We start from the raw sequence: 17784 nt of genomic DNA, 5'->3' as shown, positions 1-17784 counted from the left end.
CTTCGATGACCCATTCCTCAATTACTAAATCTCAACTTTCTTGATTTTCAAACTCTTCAGATATTCCTCTGGTTTCTCTGGGTCAAATTTAACTCCATCAAAAAATTCTTCAACGCCACGGGATGTACTGGTCGGAATATCGGATTCAGCAATACCTGCTTCTTTAGCCGCTTCTTTCCAAATATCTTCCCGGTTGACTTTATCGATAACTTCCTTAGCTTTTGACAAGTAATCTTTAGGCAAGAAACCCCAACGAACGCTTTCGGTTAGGAACCAAAGGTCGTGGCTTTTGTAAGGATAGGAAACACTACCTTTTTCATCTTTCCAGTAGTAGGCTGCCATCTTCTTATCATCAATGACCCGACCATCTCCCATGTCGTATTTGCCCATGAATGGCTCCATCAGAACTTCAGCTGGGAGATTAAAGTAATTGCGTCCAGCCAGAATTTCAGCCGCTTCTTTCCGGTTGTCAAAATTATCCAACCACTGTTGGGCTTCCATGACACCTTTCAAAAGAGCTTTAGTTGCCTTGGGATTTTTATCAACCCAATCGGCTCTTAATGCCAAGTATTCTTCTGGGTGATTCTTCCACATTTGGGCTGTCAATGTCGCCAAAAAGCCAATCTTGTCGGTGACAATTCGATAAGGCCAAGGGTCACCCGTACTGAAGGCATCCATTGTACCCGTCTTCATATTCGCAACGGTTTGAGCTGCTGGCACTGTCAGCAATTTGATATCCGTATCAGGATTAATTCCACTAGCGGCTAACCAGTAGCGAATCCAAAAATCCTGATTAACAGCTGGGAATGTTTGGGCAGCGGTGAAGGGAGTTTTTGCAGAGTTGAGCTTTTCAAAAACTGATTTGCCCGTGTCTATCTTTGTTCCAAGTCCCTGTCCTTTGTGTTTGTTGGCAAGCGCGATTCCATTCCCGTGAGTAATCAATTGCGCCAAGAGATACATGGGGATTTTTTGATTACCTTTGGTGATGACACCTTCAGTAATTAGATGAGGCATTGGCATTTGATATTGACCGCCATCAACACCACCGCCAGCTGAGCCAATTTCAGTGTTGTCGCGCATTGAACCCCAAGATGCCTGCTTTGCCAGATTTACATCGGTCATCCCGTACTTTGCAAAGAAGCCTTTTTCTTGAGCAATAATAAGCGGTGCCGCTTCCACAATGGGGATATATCCCAGATTTACCTTAGTAGTTTCTGGCTTTTGTTCTGGCGACAAGTTAGCCGCAGGAGTTGTCTGTGCTATAGTCTTGGCACTGGGATCGGGGGGATTGCCTAAGCAACCTTTTAATAATAGAGATGCTGCTGCTGATGCTCCAGCCGTTAACAAAAATCTGCGACGGGAATAATTCGAGAAATTGCTCATAGAACCTCCTTGCAATTAATCTTCTTCATGTATAGAAATACTGAACCATTGCTCTGTTTATAGAGAATGGCGACTTTGTGGACTCTGTTGTAGGGTTTGGCTGCCATAAGCAACCTACGCTTAGTCCCTAAGAACTTAGCGACCTACATTTAGACAATTTTGTAACGTTTATTTGCCTAAATCAGGAATTACTCTTATTAAGCGGATGGCAAGAATAAGTTACATGAATCACTCATTCGGAGCTTAGAGAATAATTTCTTAGGCTCTTTCGCTGCTTGAGCGATGAGATTTATTTATTCATTTGTAACTTGCTATCAGCTTACCACCTTCAACCGATGAATAATTAGCTGAGCCATGCAAATCCTAAAAAAATCTTAAATGATACTGATAAATAAATTATGGGTGGTTATCTATTTCTTGGCTTTGAGCCAAATTCTATGGGTTCCTATCTATAGATATCATTGGAGTCGTATATTAAACAAAATTAATATTGAAAACTTCCGTTTTCTGGGTGCTATCTTCGGGTCAGTAAGCTGGGAAGCCGCTTGAGCGTTTAGAGTAACAGTCATGATCAACCCCAAATTTTGGCAGGGAAAGCGCGTTTTAATTACAGGACACACTGGTTTCAAAGGAAGCTGGGTAGCGCTCTGGTTGCAGACTTTAGGTGCACAAGTCGTGGGCTATGGGTTGGAAGCACCAACTCAACCCAGTATGTTTGAACTGGCAGCCGTTGCCGAGGGGATGACCTCAATACTAGGAGATATCCGAGACTTGGCTCACTTACAGCAGGTGATGAGCGACTTCAAGCCGGAAATCGTGATGCATCTAGCTGCTCAACCCTTGGTACGCAAGTCCTACCAATTTCCCGTGGAAACCTACAGTACCAATGTCATGGGAACCGTTCACCTGCTAGAAGCCGTCCGGCAAGTGGGTGGCGTGAAAGCAGTGGTTTGTGTGACTTCAGACAAGTGTTACCATAACCGCAACTGGGTTTGGAGCTATCGAGAAGATGAACGGCTGGGAGGATACGACCCCTACAGTAGTAGTAAAGCTTGTGCAGAACTCGTAACCTCGGCTTACCGCAATTCATTTTTCACCCCAAGCGACTCTGCAACAGCGCCAACTGCTATAGCAACGGCACGAGTCGGAAATGTGATTGGTGGAGGAGATTGGTCGGAAGATCGTTTAGTTCCCGACGCTTTGCGCTGTTTAATGCAGAATAAACCCTTGTTCGTTCGCAATCCCCACGCCACTCGTCCTTGGCAGCACGTATTAGAACCCCTGAATGGTTATTTGATGCTAACAGAACGGTTGTATTCAGACAGGCAATCCTTTAGTGAAGCTTGGAACTTCGGTTCCTCTGATATCCACCCCAAGTCTGTAGTGTGGATGGTGGAACAACTGATTGCGCTTTGGGGGAGTGATATTACTTGGGAGTTGGACAAAAACTCTCACCCTCACGAAGAATCTTACCTGAAAGTAGACTGTTCCAAGGCTCACACCAAGCTAGGATGGATGCCAAAACTGGATGTGAAAACGACTTTAAGTTGGATTGTGGATTGGACAAAAGCGTTTCAAGCGGGAGCAGATATGCGTCGATACTCACAAGAGCAAATCCAGAATTTCATGGCGCTACCTGATTACGCCAGTAATGATTGAAACTGGTCTTTTGCTCGAAGACTATAAAAAGTGAGCAAGAGAGAATCTGGTAATCAATAGTAGCGATGAGGACTGGCAATCCCAAAGCTTTTTGCGATAATCTATGTCTATAAGGAAGGCAACAAAATTATTAGATGAATCCTGTTCTATATCAAGGTCGATTAAAAACCTGGAAAGATGAGCGAGGTTTTGGCTTCATCAAACCGGATGATGGTAGTAAAGAGGTTTTTCTGCATATCAGTGCCTTAAAAGGGACAAGTCGCCGTCCCCAAGTCGGAGATACAATTTTGTACGAGCTAGCTACTGAGTCAGATGGCAAAGTACGAGCCTCTAATGCATCAATTCAAGGTGTTGCATTACGCCCCTTAAACCTGCCCAGAAATCAATCTCAAAGCCAAGTTCCAAAAGAATCTCGGACTAATTCTTCTACAAATCCATTGCCTAAGAGGCATAATAAAAAGAATCGTAGGCTAGTTGAATCCCTCATGAAGTTTGGAGTTATAACTATTATTGCAATTGTTGCAATAAAATTTAGTTCTAGCGATTTTCCATCTCCAATTACATCTGTTGCGAAACCTGGGTGCAATATCAAAGGCAACATTTCTATTAATACTGGAAACAAGTTGTATCATCTTCCAGGGATGGAAGATTATGAATCTACTAACATTGATACTGCAAAGGGCGAGAGATGGTTTTGTACTGAATCAGAAGCGATCGCCAGTGGTTGGAATAAAGCACCCAGGTAGCCTCAGCCACCCTAAAATCGAGTTTCATACTCAACCACCGCCCGACTATCGCCCGAAAAATCAGTGGAACCGCGCAGAAGCGTCTTCTCATTAAGTCGATAACGCAGACCAAACTGAGCCGCTTGATCTGTCGTCAACTCTTTCGACACAGACACCGAGAAATTACGACCAATATCAACCCCAGCTTCCGCACTCAATCCTAAAGCCGAGGTTCGCCGTTTTTCATTGGTAATAATTGTGGGAGATAGACGAAACTCACTCAAGCCCAAGGCATCACCGATAATATTTTGTACATTACCCAGCAATGCCGACCCTGCAAGGTTGACCAAACCCAGCGTCGTATCTCCGCGACCTAATGTATCAACAAAACTACCGCCCAAGAGCGCTACAATTTCTGATTTAGTGCGGGATGGGGAACTGGTTAGTTCTAGGTTGTCCGTGAGTTGGCTGGCAGGACCTTCAACCTTAGCCTGAATACGAACAGTTTGTAGGCTACCCACACCCGTCAGTGATGGAGCATCGTTAATCTCAGCGGATAGGGGGTCATTTGCCAGTCGCCTCTGTGTGCCTTCTGATACTGATGCCACGAGGCGCACATTGAGGATGGGGTCTAGTCCTTGCTTGCGCGTAAACACGGCTGTATTTTCATAACCCCGTGCCAAGCGGAACTGGGTGGTAAAGAGATTAACTTGACCGCGCTTAATATCAATGGTTCCCTGCGGTTCAATGTTACCTAAAGAGCCATTCAAAGTGAGTGTGCCATCGGCGAGGAAATTCAAGATAGGCGCTTTCGTGATTTGGATATTTCTATCCAGCTTTAGCTTTAAGTTATCGAACTCAATGCCATTTGATGAGGTTGCATCCTCCCCAATACCACCGCCACCGCCACCACCCGTAGCTGCCGTTTGTTCCGCCAGGTATACATCTCCATTAAAGAGAGTGACTTCACCCCCAATTTTAGGATTTAGTACCGTGCCAGCAATCGCCACGTTTCCTTGAACCCGACCCCGATAAAGTCCTTTCAGGTTTAATCCCAGTTCACCAATATCAACCGCAATGCGCTCGTCTTGATCACCTCTCTGAGCAATTGGGAGAGAACCCACTGCCGTTACCGTACCCCCACTGTACTGACCTGTCAGCGTTTCAAGAATTTCAATATTGTTAAAGTTGAATTTCACTTTACCATTGACATTGGTTAAGGGATCGGGTAGAGCGGACGCTTGAATGGTGGCATTCTCGATATTTGCATTTCCCTGGGCAACCAGTTGTTCCGGTCGATTGGTCTGCTGATTCAAGATTCCAGAAACCGCAACCTGTACCGCGCCGGTGCCATCCACCCAGCTCACTTGCCCCCCTGTAAACAGATTTAACAGGGCAATTCCATCATTTTGCACATTGATGTTGAGGTTGAGTGTGTCACTGGCTGGTGCGACAGTGGCAACCGGTAGCTTAAAGGGAATACTACCGCCGATGGTAAGAGGATTTTCCGACTCGGCAAGCAGGAGTTCGCTATTAAAGTTGAGACGGGCGTCGTTGTAACTAAAAGTAGCCAGCGCTTTCTGCACATTCGTCTGGTTAAGCGTGGCATCGGCAAGGGTAATGACTCCTCTAGCCTGGGGATTTTGAATGCTGCCGGAGAGTGTCGCGGTAGCGTTCAATAAACCAGTAAAGCCAACCAAATTAGGCGGTACGTTGGGAACTTTGGCGAGAACGGTTTGGAGTTGGTCAATGGGAATATTCTGTAATTGAAGCTGACCCGATTGCGCCTCTCCGCCGATAGTTCCAGAATAGGAGATGAGACTGTTTCCGGATTGAATGCGTAGGGGTAACAGAGAAAGAACTCCATTTTCAAATCTCCCTTCACCCAACACACTCACCTGCTCAAGGTTGTAGTTATCCCATTTCCAATCTTGACCTTCAATATTAATGGAAGTGGTGATACCCGAAGCCAAAGAGCCATCTACTGTTACAGTACCCGTGAACTGACCTTCAAGTTTGGCAAGGTCGGGTAAGACAGATGAGGTTTCCCGTTGCTCACGCTGCTGTTGCTCCAGTGCCTTGATTTCTGAAAGACGCCGTAGCTGAGTTTGTAGGGGTACATCCTCCAAGAGGATGGGTGTAACCAGAGTCCCGCCCTGGGGATTGAAGCTGAGATTTGCTGGGGTAGCATTGATCAGTTGAAACGCTTGCAAGGCAGCGACAACCACCGGGAGTTCTCCCTGTTTGACTGTCAGTTTAACGTTTTGGAATTCAGGGCCAGCCGCTGTCCGGGAAATTTTACCCGAAAGCAAGTATTCATTATCAATGGATGGGGAGGAGTCGTTGCGGCGGACGTTAAAGATCGGCCCTGTGATCGCAATATTATTGAGAGAAACCTCAAACGTCTTGAGGTTAACATCCAAGCTGCCGGAGATATCTCCTTCCAGCGGTTGGGTCGCGATCGCAGGGGGTACAGGCGTAAACTCTTTGAGTAGGGCGATCGGGAAATTCTGGGTCGTGACTTGTAACACATCTCCTTGTCGCTGGCCTTGAGCGATCGTCTCACCCCGCTTAATATCAAAGGAGACGGGTTGGTAATCAGATCCAAGTGCTACTGCAATTCGGTCATTCGCACCCGCCAGATTCAGGCTCAACCCTTGTCCGGCTGCTGTATTGACACTCCCAGCAAGGGGAGATTCAAACGCCAGACCCTCAACCGCAAAATCCCGCAGTGCGATTGTTCCATTCACATTGGGAGCCGTGACGCTGCCTGCAATGCGACCATTGAAATCCGCTTGTCCCGCTACATTAATCGCAGTGGGAAAATTGGCTGATAGTTGTTTTAAGTTCAAGTTGTTGGCTTGAACATTCAGATCGAACCCCCGAATGGCTTGTAAACCCTGATTGGCGAGGTTGACATTCACCACACCATTGGCCTGAAATCCTTCTGCGGTCGCCTGTTGAATTTGCAACTGTTGCTGTTGACCGTTCCAATCAATCACAGCCGTGAGCGAACGATCAATTAAAGCAATTCCTTCACTAAAATTCACTTGCCCACGAGCCTGAATGGCATTAGGAGAAAGGGCGGCTAAAGAACCAGAAACATCCAATTGACCATTCAATCGTCCTCGTAAATCCGGGGAAAAACTGGCTAAGGGGACACCGGCGGCCTCAACATTCGCCTGAAAACGACCATCGCGAAGTTGCACATTAGAAGCATTGATGGTGCCTTCAGCAATATTCAATCGTCCAGAACCGCTTCCCTGAATCGTGGAGGGACTCAAGTTATTCAGGGAACCCGCTAGATTAAAGTCTCCCGTGAGAGCACCGCGAAACTGGGGGGGTACCTGCGCCAGACGTTCTACCTGTACCCCAGAGGCTTGGACTTGGGCGGTAAAGTTACCATTGGCAAGTTGGATGTTGCTTGCTCGAACTGTGCCGCCAGCGACATTTAAAGTCCCCGAACCGCTGGCTTGAAGGGTCGCAGGACTCAAGTTCGCTACACTACCGGCCAGATTAAAGGTACCTGAAAGAGGCCCCCGCACTTGGGGCGGAACGTTACCTAGACGCTCTACGGGTACTCCAGAGGCTTGAACTTGGGCGGTAAAATTCCCATTGGCGAGTTGGATATTGCTTGCCCTGACGGTGCCGCCAGCGACATTTAAACTCCCCGAACCACTCGCTTGAAGGGTGGAAGGACTCAAGGAAGCTAAATCACCTGCAACATTAAAGGTACCGGAAACAGGCCCCCGCACTTGGGGCGGAACGTTTGCCAAACGCTCTACGGGTACCCCAGAAGCTTGAACTTGGGCGGTAAAGTTACCCTTTGCCAGTTGCACGTTAGTGGCGCGAATGGTTCCTCCGGCGACGTTCAACCTGCCAGTACCACTGCCCTGAATTGTAGCCATGCTCAATTCGGTTAAAGGGCCTGACACATTAAAGGTACCGGAAACAGGCCCCCGGATTTGAGGGGGAACGTTTGCCAAACGCTGTACCTCAACCCCAGAGGCTTGAACTTGTGCCGTGAAGTTACCATCCGCCAGTTGGACATTCGTTGCCCTCACCGTCCCTCCGGCTAGATTCAAACTGGCAGAACCACTGCCCTGAACTTTCGCTGTACTAAACTCCGTGAGTGGGCCAGAAAGGGTAAAGTTACCGGAAACGGGAGCGCGAAATTGAGGAGGAACCTCTGCTAGACGCCCGGTTTGTAATCCAGAGGCTTGCACTTGGGCTGTAAAGCGACCATTCGCCAGTTGGATATTTGTTGCTCGAACTTTCCCACCAGCGAGATTCAAACTCCCGGTACCACTTCCCTGAATCGTAGCCGCGTTGATGTTTGTCAAAGGACCAGAAATCCGCAAGTTGGCTGAAACCGGGACACGAAACTGGGGAGGGACTTCTGCCAAGCGCCCTACCTGTAAATCTGAGGCTTGGACTTGTGCCGTGAAGCGCTTTTTGGTGACTTGGATATCCCTGACAGCTACGAAACCTTCGGCGATTTTGAGATTGGCTGAACCCGTAGCGCGAAGATTGTCTGCGTCTTTGAAGGAACCGACAATTTGTGTGCGACCGGAAATGAGACCGAGGGGAACTGGGGGTTTAAAATCGTAAGTTAAGGCGATCGCATCTCCAGGCAGGTTACTCCCCTGGAAGTTGAAGGTGACACCGCCGCCCTTTTCACCGAGTTCTACTTGACCATTCCCTGTGATCAAACCGCCTAAACGGGGCAAGGCGCGGAGGTTGCTCACGGATAAGGTGGAACCGACAACACTAAAGTCGGAGGCGATTACCCGAAATTTGACTTTATCAATTTGAGCTACATTCGTGGTGGTAAATTTACCCGAAACCACAGGTTTATTGGGAGTTCCAGTCACCTGAAGGTCAGCTTTGACCTGGGCTGAAGCGTCTACAGGCAAGGTTTTGATATCAAAGGTTTGTAAAACCTGCGGCAATTGAACGGGTTGAGTTTGTGCCGATAAGTTAAAGCCCTTTTGGGTATCTATTGTCCCATTCGCTTGGGCGGGTATTTGACCAAATAGTGTGTTGACCTTCTCTAACCGAATTTGTGTGCCTTTAAAACGCAATTGACCAGTGGTGTTGGCAAAGGACTTGGGTAGAGGATCGAGTTGGGCTGTAACGTTTTTTAGGGCAGCGGTGCCCAAAAACGTCAACGGTTCTTTAGGGATGGATTTCACTTCCAGATTGCCATCAATGGCTCCGGCTTGTAAAATCAGCGGCAACTGGATTAAGCGACCAACCTCTGGCGCACTGAGGTCATTGCCTAAAATGGCGGCATTAATTTCTCCGGTGGCGGGAATGGTATTGCCGTTAATCCTGAGATTTCCCCCAGCCGCCAACTCACCTCCAGTATCAAACTGAATCAGCTTATTGTTATTGAGGAAAAGAGCTTTCCCGGAGGATAGAGACAGGGGAATGGGTTTCTTCGAGTTCCCCGATGCTCCCCTCGGTACCAGCACAACATCGGCATCCCTTATCCGCAAGACGTTGAGCTTGATATCGAGCTGACCTTTCGGTAACGTCTGAATGTCGAGGTCAACCCACTTGCCGTCTTTAGCCTGTTCGATGTAGGCTTTGGGCTTAACTAGGGTGACATCAAGGGGTAGGGTGCGATCGGTCAGCAGTGGCAGTAAGTTAAAGGACACCTCGACGGCTTCAGCAGAAGCGCGATCAGGGTCTGTGGCGGTTGCAGGTAAACTAGAGGCACCAAACCGTAAACCTGTGGGAGAAAAGCTTTCGACACGCCCCAGCTTGACTGGACGATTGAGAAGTTTGGTAACCGTTGTCTCGACCTGTGGCGCTAATTGTCGGTAGACAAAAAACCACACCCAGGTTAGACCTCCGCCAATCCCAGACAGCAAAATTAGGCTGAGAATGATTGCTAAGCGATGCCACTGCCGTCGCCTCACGGGAGAGGCAGAGGACTGTTCGGGTTGGTTTCCAGAAGTGGGTTCCGGTTCGTTGCCTGGATTAGGGGCGTTGGTCATGTTTGTCTTGTCTCGCGCCTCAGATTACAAATAGCATGGCGGCTGCTGGCGTAATCCATCCTAATGGTAGGAGTACTATCAATTGCTGATAAAATCAGTCCAATCTAAGCTGGGTGTGCAAATATTAATCCAGAATACGCCAATAGACTCCACACCGAATGTTCATCGCTTCAGCAAAGGGACTCAATTGATGAGTCCCCAAACTCTCAACGCCGAATATCTCGTCATGAGTGTTGAAGTAAGCTGTGTTCCAAGAAAATAACTTTCTTGGTTTAACCTCTGTACAGTTTTAAAGACGTTATTTCGGGTAAGGGGGGTTCCCTATCTGACCCGATCCATTCCTCTGATTGACCCAAAGCCTTCTTCCACAGTCATGTTACTGCTATTGCTTTTGCTCCTGGCAGGTGCTGTCATTTGGCTGTTATGGTCTAGACCCCACCCATACTTTAGATGGAGGAGGAATGGGCTTTTAGGGCTTTTATTAGACCTCTTGCATAAGTCCGATAAACTTCCCTTAATTCCCCCGATGTTTTGGGAGGAAACAAGAAAATCAGGCTCCCTCCCCTTTATAAGGGGAGGGTTGGGGAGGGGTCTAAACATTTTTGCAAGAGGTCTATTCTTTTCCTGTACCAGCTAATCAAATTAGACCAAAAATAAAGGTTCCCTCTCAATAACTAGGAAGGGAACCTATTGGCATATTAATGAAAAACCTAAAATGAGGATATGAAGGGTTGATTCTTTAGTAGCTACCTTTGAGCATACTACTAAAGATATTGAAGTTTTTGTCAATCATATTGATTAAACTCACTGCATTGGAGAGCGATCGCGGTGGATCAGAAATCAGACTATCCTCCGCAATTAGGCGATTAAAATCCACTTTAACTTCGCCTGAACGTTCCGTTTTTCCATCACTCCCATAAAACTTAACCCCCGCCAACTGCATAATTTTGATCAATTCCTGAGCCATAATCCCATAGCCAATGGTCGTTGGATGAATCCCATCGAGTGAGAATAACCCCCCACTGGTGCGACCCTGAGGACCTGAACGATAAAAGCGAGAATCTGGGACTGGGGAAAGCGCTTGCAATGCTGGTGGCAACTGATACTGACCTCCCACTTTGTCCCACCAATCGGGTCTGGCGTCGGGGTCTTCAAGATAGCGTCGAGAGGCTAAGCGATCGAGTAAGCCAGCCGTTTCAAATACATACCAATCTCGGCCTTCAGTTCGCCCTTGGCGTACCACTTCTGTAATGTAGTCGTTGTACTGGTCAATCGCGCAATCAATTGCCCTCGCTTCGGGTCCTGTGATCTTCGGGTGCCTGTTGGGGTCAAAATCTTCGGCGCTAATCCAAGGCAAGGTGTAGTAGGGGAAGTATCGCGACCCGGGTTGGGCTTTGTTACCCTGAGTATCTTTATTTACACCACGAGCAAAAGGCGCGATCGTGACGTGAGGCACTGTTCCCCAAATCACATGTCGGGCACGGATTTTTTTGACTTCCGTTACCAGCCTATCCAGTTCTGCCTTAAAGTGAATCGGACGCCAAACGGTATAGCGGTCATTAATCGCCATCTCGTCATAACCCTCCGCCGTCCACTGCACATTGAAGGTGAGAATACTGCCTAGAGCATTATTAGAACCGATGAGAATAATCAGCGTTTCAATCCCATCTCCGTCCAGGGTTTCTGTTGTTCCCACCTGGGAGAGTGCTGCTGCTGCCTGTAAAGGCGTGAGGGCATTGCCTCGTATATCTCGTGCGGTGTTCAACACTCGTATCGCCGCGCGTTCGTTGTGATATTCGACAACCTGCCGCAGATAATCATCCTTAGCTGGATTCTCATCTAAAATTCTTTGACAAGTTTGTGCAGTGCGTGAGAGGGTATTCCTAAGATCCCATCCATAAACGGCTAAGTTGTGGTTAATCTTGCCGCTGGGATCGGGTGGAATAGAGCCAGGTCCACGTTCCCAATAATCTTCTACTTCATCTAAGTAATTCCGTACCAGCGATAAGAAGGAAGCAAATTCCCACCAATCAATGGTGTCACCTAACTTATTTTCGATCTGTCGAACTAGGTGTTCTAAGTTAAGCGGAAATCCGCTTCCTGGCCCATCATAGGTTGGATAACGGAACTGATTCCACCCCATTTCCCTGCTAATGATGCTGGGATAGGAGAGTTTTGTATTAAAAATTGCTCCACTTTGAAAGCCCTGAGTTAGAGAGTCCCCAATGGTAACCAGACGATGTCGGGGAGTTCCTTGCCTATTTACATTAACAGCAATGCCAAGGGTTGGATCGGTAACAGGTTCACGCGCCTGTGCTTGAATTACGACATCCTCCGGCGTTTTAGGGTCGAGCATGTCAGAGGTGACGGGTTTTGCCATGTTGTCTTTTTACTCCAGAGTCGGCATTCGTTACAGGATAATCCACCGACACTCAAGTAAAATCCAGAATTTACATTACAAAACGTGATGATGAAGACTCATACCCATGAGGAGCGATGAAGAGAGGTTGGTCTATGTACGAACCCGCCAGACTTGACCCCGATATTTGCCGGTTATTTTATCCTGACTCGTCTCCATTGGGGGAGTCGTTGCTTCGTACTTAACCCCACGATAAGTGAGTTGGATTTTTTTGTCATCCTGAGCCTCGGCTAGGGATTCAGAAGGCAAAAAGTATCGTTTATTGCTCAGCAATACTAAGAGGAGAAGTAAACACTGGATTGGCCAAGGTGCACACAGCAAACTCAAGAATAAGCTGATCAGTAAAATTGAGGTGGCGAGAGCAGCGATTCCATCAGAAGAATTTCTACAGATATAGGCACAAACTAGGACAATTGCCAGTGAAATGATGAAAACCCATAACATACCTAATTCCCTCCATTACTGGGAGCAGAAGCTTGTATTGAAATGATGGCTAATAATTATCTGCCTTTATAATCACCTCATACGATTAAATATCCTTGGCGTCTAAATGTACGCTAATTTAGGTAGGGTTAAGATATTTTATTTATTTTTTGAAATAAAATTTATTACATCTTAACTTTAAGCGGCGGGAAGCCTAAAGAGTCCCTGACTCCTATTGGTGAACACGATACTCCCATTGCCGCTGTCATAAGCCTGAACCACTCCTCCTCACCTGGCGATCTAGGGCTTGCTGGTGGTACAGCGCAGTCGCCTTTGTTCCAACACTTCAAGCGGCAACGGAGGTATCAATTATCTCAGGACTTACGCACATACACCATCTTTAGGGGCAATCTACTCCTATGAACTCCAGCCGAGGTTGCCCAGCTTTCACACCAAATATCGAGGCAATGCATAAGTCGTAATCTTCTAGGGCAATCCTTATGCTTTACCACTATTGCCATCAGAGTCGCAAGCTTCAGTGAATGCCCAATCTGGATCTTCCTCACTGCGGCGATCCACTTTAATATTGGACTTGCGATCGGAGGTAGAAAAGCCTACGAATGCAGAAAGACCAAGAACAACAATAGCTATGATTTCCATTTGTTCTGCCTCAAAAATTGATAGTTAAACGGTGGAAAGCGTTCGATGAGTTAAGTAACTGCAATACGTAACGCATTGTGTAGAGCAAGTAGGTTTTGTGGCAGATGCGAATGAGGTTTTTTGAAGACTCATCCTATTAGAAGAAGGAATGCTCTAGTCACTCGGTAGTTCGGTAGGATGAACTTGAATTCATTATGCTACTTCTTACAGGGACAGCAAGTAATTTCGGGAGAATTCATCAAGGCTTTTTATTCTCCTCAAAGCATTATGTGATTTTCATAAAACTTACGTTTTACAGGAACAATTGGCAGCGATCGCACATCTCATTTTCTTCTTCTTACATTTTTGGAGATGGGTTGGCGATCGCTTCCTTGCGCCCATACTGAAGCCGAATTTAACTCTTATATGACAATCTGTAACAATTACTGTAGCCTATCGCCACTAGTACAGGCGATGGTGAAGCCTTTAAATTCTTTTGAAACTCTCCGATCTATAAGCGCGGAGATTCTGGGAATACTACTGCTGGACTACTCACTCCACTTGTCGATTGCCAAATTATTTGTCGTCTTGTCAAAATAATTGTCGCGATACATCAAGAGCGTGTAATCGTTTCTAGATACAGATTATAGGCTTTTTAGTCTGCCTAAATCTGTTGAACACCTCATTGACAAATTAAGTGTCTCATCTCAGATATTTGCCAAATTATTTGTCGGATTTTTGAATCAAACTTTTTTATAAGTTTGTCAAATTATCTGTCATTTTTAGTATTATACACATATGTTTTTATTGAACATATATATTAAAAATGGAGCAAGACAAAAGCAATGCCCATGAAATTGTGACCGAGCTTTCGGATGAGGCAAAACTCAAGCAGGAAATTATCGAGAGTTTGCTTGAACCATGCGATCGCACCACTTATGGGCAAAGACTCAAGGACGCTGCCAAGAAGCTGGGGAAGTCAGTCAGGACAGTACAGCGGTTGGTAAAGCAGTGGGAGCAGGAAGGTTTAGCTGGTCTAGCTCCCAGCGATAGGGCTGACAAAGGTCAACATCGAATCTCTCAAGAGTGGCAGGACTTTATTATCAAGACCTACAGAGAGGGCAATAAGGGCAGTAAGCGGATGACACGCAAGCAAGTTGCTCTTAGAGTTCAAGCCAGGGCTGCGGAGTTAGGAGAAGATAAGTATCCCAATTTCAGAACGGTGTATCGAGTCCTGCAACCGATTATTGATGCTCAAGAGCAAAAAAAGAGCGTGCGCTCTCCGGGCTGGCGGGGTTCAATGCTCTCGGTCAAAACTCGTACTGGGGAAGATATCTCAGTGGAGTATAGCAACCACCTTTGGCAGTGCGACCATACCCTGGTCGATGTGTTGCTAGTGGATAAGGATGGGGACGTTATTGGTCGTCCTTGGTTGACGACGGTAATCGATACTTACTCTCGCTGCATCATGGGGATACGTTTGGGCTTTGATGCACCGAGTTCTGATGTGGTGGCTTTAGCATTGCGTCACGCCATATTGCCGAAGCAGTACAGCAATGAATACAAGCTCCATTGTGCTTGGGGAACTTATGGGAAGCCGGAATACTTTTATACCGATGGGGGCAAGGATTTTCGCTCCAATCATCTGAGGCAGATTGGGGTTGAGTTGGGGTTTACCTGTATGTTGCGCGATCGCCCTTCCGAAGGGGGTGTAGTTGAGCGTCCGTTTGGCACATTCAACACGGAGTTATTTTCAATGCTGCCTGGGTATGTTGGGTCAAATGTGCAGAAGCGTCCAGAGGATGCCCAAAAGGATGCTCGTTTGACACTACGGGATTTAGAGCAGTTGCTCGTGCGCTACATCGTAGATAACTATAACCAGAGAATTGATGCTCGCATGGGTGAGCAGACTCGCTTTCAACGGTGGGAGGCTGGGTTACTGGCTGTACCAAATTTGATGAACGATCGCGAGTTGGATATTTGTTTGATGAAGCAAACGAACCGCTCAATTTACCGAGACGGGTACATCCGTTTTGAGAATCTGATGTATCAAGGTGAATGCTTGGCGGGTTATGCCGGAGAGCGGGTGGTGTTGCGCTATGACCCCAGAGACATCACAACAATTTTGGTATATCGACGAGAGCATGACCGAGAAGTGTTTTTGGCTAAGGCTCATGCTGAGGGTTTGGAGACTGAGCAACTATCTCTAGAGGAGGCTAAAGACGCTAGTAAGAAGATTCGGGAGAAGGGCAAGACAATTAGCAACCGCACCATTTTGGAGGAAGTGCGCGATCGCGACATTTTTGTAGCTCAAAAGAAAACCAAAAAGGAACGTCAGAAAGCCGAACAGGCTGATTTGTATTCGGTAACGAAGCAATCTCAACCTATTGAGCTAGAAGCAGAGGACGTTGAACCTGTGTCAGCAACGCTTGAGGTGGAGCGAGTTGAGGTTCTGAACTATGACGAGTTACGCGATGATTACGGGTGGTAAGGATGAGTAAAACAGAAGCGCAAGATGTTGCTACACACTTAGGTGCGATTCAGCCTCAACAGGATGGATTAGAAGCTGAAATTCAACGTCTCAGGGGCAGCAATATTGTGATGTTGGAGCAAGTTCGCAAGCTCCATGATTGGCTGGAGGGAAAGCGGCGATCGCGGCAATGCTGTCGAGTGGTTGGGGAATCGCGGACGGGAAAGACGATGGCTTGTGATGCTTACAGGTTAAGGCATAAGCCAAAGCAGGAAGTAGGAAAGCCGCCAATTGTGCCTGTGGTCTATGTTCAACCGTCTCAGGATTGCGGTGCTAGGGAACTGTTTGGGGTAATTATCGAGCATCTGAAATACAAGATGGTCAAGGGGACGGTGGCAGAGATTCGCACTCGGACGTTACAGGTTCTCAAGGGGTGTCAGGTGGAGATGTTGATTATCGATGAAGCTGACCGTTTGAAGCCGAAAACGTTTGCGGATGTGCGTGACATTTTTGACAACTTAGGCATTTCGGTAGTGTTGGTGGGAACTGACCGTTTGGATGCTGTAATTAAGCGGGATGAGCAAGTTTACAACCGCTTTCGGGCTTGTCACCGCTTTGGTAAGTTATCTGGGCCGGAGTTTAAGCAAACAGTAGAGATTTGGGAGCGGGATGTATTGAAGTTGCCCGTAGCATCAAATTTGGGAAAGAAGACGATGCTGAAAACTTTGGGGGAGGCAACGGGGGGCTATATCGGTTTGATGGATATGATTCTGCGTGAGGCGGCAATTCGGGCGTTGGAGAAGAAGTTGAACAAGATTGATCAAGCGATGTTGAAAGAGGTTGCAGAGGAGTACAAATGAGCGAAAGCCGGGAGATTCAACCTTGGTTGTTTTTGGTAGAACCTTATGAGGGGGAAAGTCTGAGTCATTTTCTGGGGCGGTTTCGACGGGAAAATGAACTGTCTCCCAGTGGGTTGGGTAGAGAGGCGGGGATTGGGGCGGTGGTGGCACGGTGGGAGAAATTTTACCTCAATCCGTTTCCTTCTCGACAGGAATTGGAGGCATTAGCAGCGGTGGTGCAGGTGGATGCGGAACGGTTGAGGAAGATGCTGCCACCTCAGGGGGTGGGGTTGAAGCATCAGCCAATTCGGTTATGTGGGGCTTGTTATGCTCAAGTGCCTTGTCATCGGATAGAGTGGCAGTTTAAGACGGCGCTAGTATGCGATCGCCATCAGTTGCACTTACACACAGAATGTCCAAACTGTAAGGCAAAGTTCAAGATTCCGGCTTTGTGGGTGGATGGACATTGCCATCGGTGCTTTATGACGTTTGCTCAGATGGCGGAGTATCAGAAGCCATACTAACTTTGCACTTTTTAGGTAAGTATCAATAACTACAACGCTCTGGATGCGATGGTCGCATAGCGAACCGCCTTCGGCATCGCCATCAGTTGCGCTTGTTAGGGAAATGCATTAACTGTGAGACTCCATTCCCAATTCCTGCGTTATGGGTGGAAGGAGAGTGTCCCCATTGTTTTCTGCCGTTTGCTAGGATGGCGAAACGACAGAAGTCCCGTAGAGCTTAGTTTCGCTTACGTTATGTTCTTTGAACCCTCATCCCGGTAGCTAAAATGCTTGCATCTAGTAGTGTTAAAATCCACATTGCAGCCCTCTCCTTGATGCTGTTACTCGCCAGTCGTAAGCAGGAAGAAGCAAACGGCAGCCAAGAGGAAGAAGTTAGGTTAATTCCTCCAGTGTCAGTAAAGAAGGAGGCGCAGTTAGGAATCTATCTATACGAGAAGTATGGAGGTAGGGAAAAATTTAGGCTACCTCAAGCTCTTGCTCAGGCAAGCCCATTAACTCTCAAAGATATTGATGAAATATTGGATTTTTTTGAGAATAACGAATTCGATCAAAGAGCGCCAGGGTGGAGAAACGCAGAACATCCTTCGATTGAATGGATTCGTTGGCTTCTGATGGGAGGTTATAGAGCTAAGAGCTGGGCAAAGACTGTGAAGCAGATAACAACTGCTGTCCTTGAAACTCCATAATCACATATCTAA

General features: G+C 47.1%; 11 protein-coding genes. 6 read left to right on the top strand and 5 right to left on the bottom strand.

Going from position 1 to position 17784, the window contains the following annotated elements:
• Window positions 1–24: 24 nt before the first annotated feature.
• Entirely contained in the window at window positions 25–1383 is a 1359-nt protein-coding gene (locus MIC7113_RS23200; protein WP_015184633.1) for a CmpA/NrtA family ABC transporter substrate-binding protein, read from the bottom strand.
• Window positions 1384–1950: 567 nt separating this feature from the next.
• On the opposite strand from MIC7113_RS23200, the gene rfbG reads away from it, so the two are divergent.
• A complete protein-coding gene (rfbG, locus tag MIC7113_RS23195) occupies window positions 1951–3042 on the top strand; it encodes a CDP-glucose 4,6-dehydratase (RefSeq protein WP_015184632.1) in 1092 nt (363 codons plus the stop codon).
• A 134-nt stretch (window positions 3043–3176) separates the two neighbouring features.
• Window positions 3177–3788, top strand: a complete 612-nt coding sequence (locus MIC7113_RS23190; protein WP_015184631.1) for a cold shock domain-containing protein — start codon at window positions 3177–3179, stop codon at window positions 3786–3788.
• 11 nt (window positions 3789–3799) lie between these two features.
• Here MIC7113_RS23190 and MIC7113_RS23185 read toward each other — a convergent pair whose 3' ends face one another.
• The 4 genes from MIC7113_RS23185 to MIC7113_RS36800 all read right to left on the bottom strand — a co-directional run bounded on the left by MIC7113_RS23185 (window position 3800) and on the right by MIC7113_RS36800 (window position 13274).
• A complete protein-coding gene (locus MIC7113_RS23185) occupies window positions 3800–9772 on the bottom strand; it encodes a translocation/assembly module TamB domain-containing protein (protein WP_015184630.1) in 5973 nt (1990 codons plus the stop codon).
• A gap of 739 nt (window positions 9773–10511) precedes the next feature.
• The gene (locus MIC7113_RS23175; RefSeq protein WP_015184629.1) at window positions 10512–12152 is read right to left on the bottom strand and encodes a hypothetical protein; all 1641 of its coding nucleotides are present in this window, start codon (window positions 12150–12152) and stop codon (window positions 10512–10514) included.
• Window positions 12153–12284: 132 nt separating this feature from the next.
• Window positions 12285–12635, bottom strand: a complete 351-nt coding sequence (locus MIC7113_RS23170) for a DUF4278 domain-containing protein (protein WP_015184628.1) — start codon at window positions 12633–12635, stop codon at window positions 12285–12287.
• A 477-nt stretch (window positions 12636–13112) separates the two neighbouring features.
• Window positions 13113–13274 (bottom strand): hypothetical protein, encoded by a 162-nt coding sequence (locus MIC7113_RS36800; protein ID WP_015184627.1) that lies wholly within the window; start codon window positions 13272–13274, stop codon window positions 13113–13115.
• Between the two features lie 805 nt (window positions 13275–14079).
• Here MIC7113_RS36800 and MIC7113_RS23165 point away from each other — a divergent pair.
• The 4 genes from MIC7113_RS23165 to MIC7113_RS23150 all read left to right on the top strand — a co-directional run bounded on the left by MIC7113_RS23165 (window position 14080) and on the right by MIC7113_RS23150 (window position 17772).
• On the top strand, window positions 14080–15744 hold the full coding sequence (locus MIC7113_RS23165) for a Mu transposase C-terminal domain-containing protein (protein WP_015184626.1): 1665 nt from the start codon (window positions 14080–14082) through the stop codon (window positions 15742–15744).
• A 2-nt stretch (window positions 15745–15746) separates the two neighbouring features.
• Window positions 15747–16583, top strand: a complete 837-nt coding sequence (locus MIC7113_RS23160) for a TniB family NTP-binding protein (RefSeq protein ID WP_015184625.1) — start codon at window positions 15747–15749, stop codon at window positions 16581–16583.
• Entirely contained in the window at window positions 16580–17086 is a 507-nt protein-coding gene (locus tag MIC7113_RS23155) for a TniQ family protein (protein WP_015184624.1), read from the top strand. Before MIC7113_RS23160 ends, MIC7113_RS23155 begins: the two co-directional genes overlap by 4 nt.
• A 266-nt stretch (window positions 17087–17352) precedes the next feature.
• Complete coding sequence (locus MIC7113_RS23150; RefSeq protein ID WP_015184623.1) at window positions 17353–17772, top strand: hypothetical protein; 420 nt, start codon at window positions 17353–17355, stop codon at window positions 17770–17772.
• Window positions 17773–17784 lie beyond the last annotated feature (12 nt).

This window comes from Allocoleopsis franciscana PCC 7113 (assembly GCF_000317515.1).
Taxonomy (GTDB): domain Bacteria; phylum Cyanobacteriota; class Cyanobacteriia; order Cyanobacteriales; family Coleofasciculaceae; genus Allocoleopsis; species Allocoleopsis franciscana.
The sequence above is the reverse complement of the archived record's forward strand: the minus strand, read 5'-3'. Positions and strand labels throughout refer to the sequence as shown.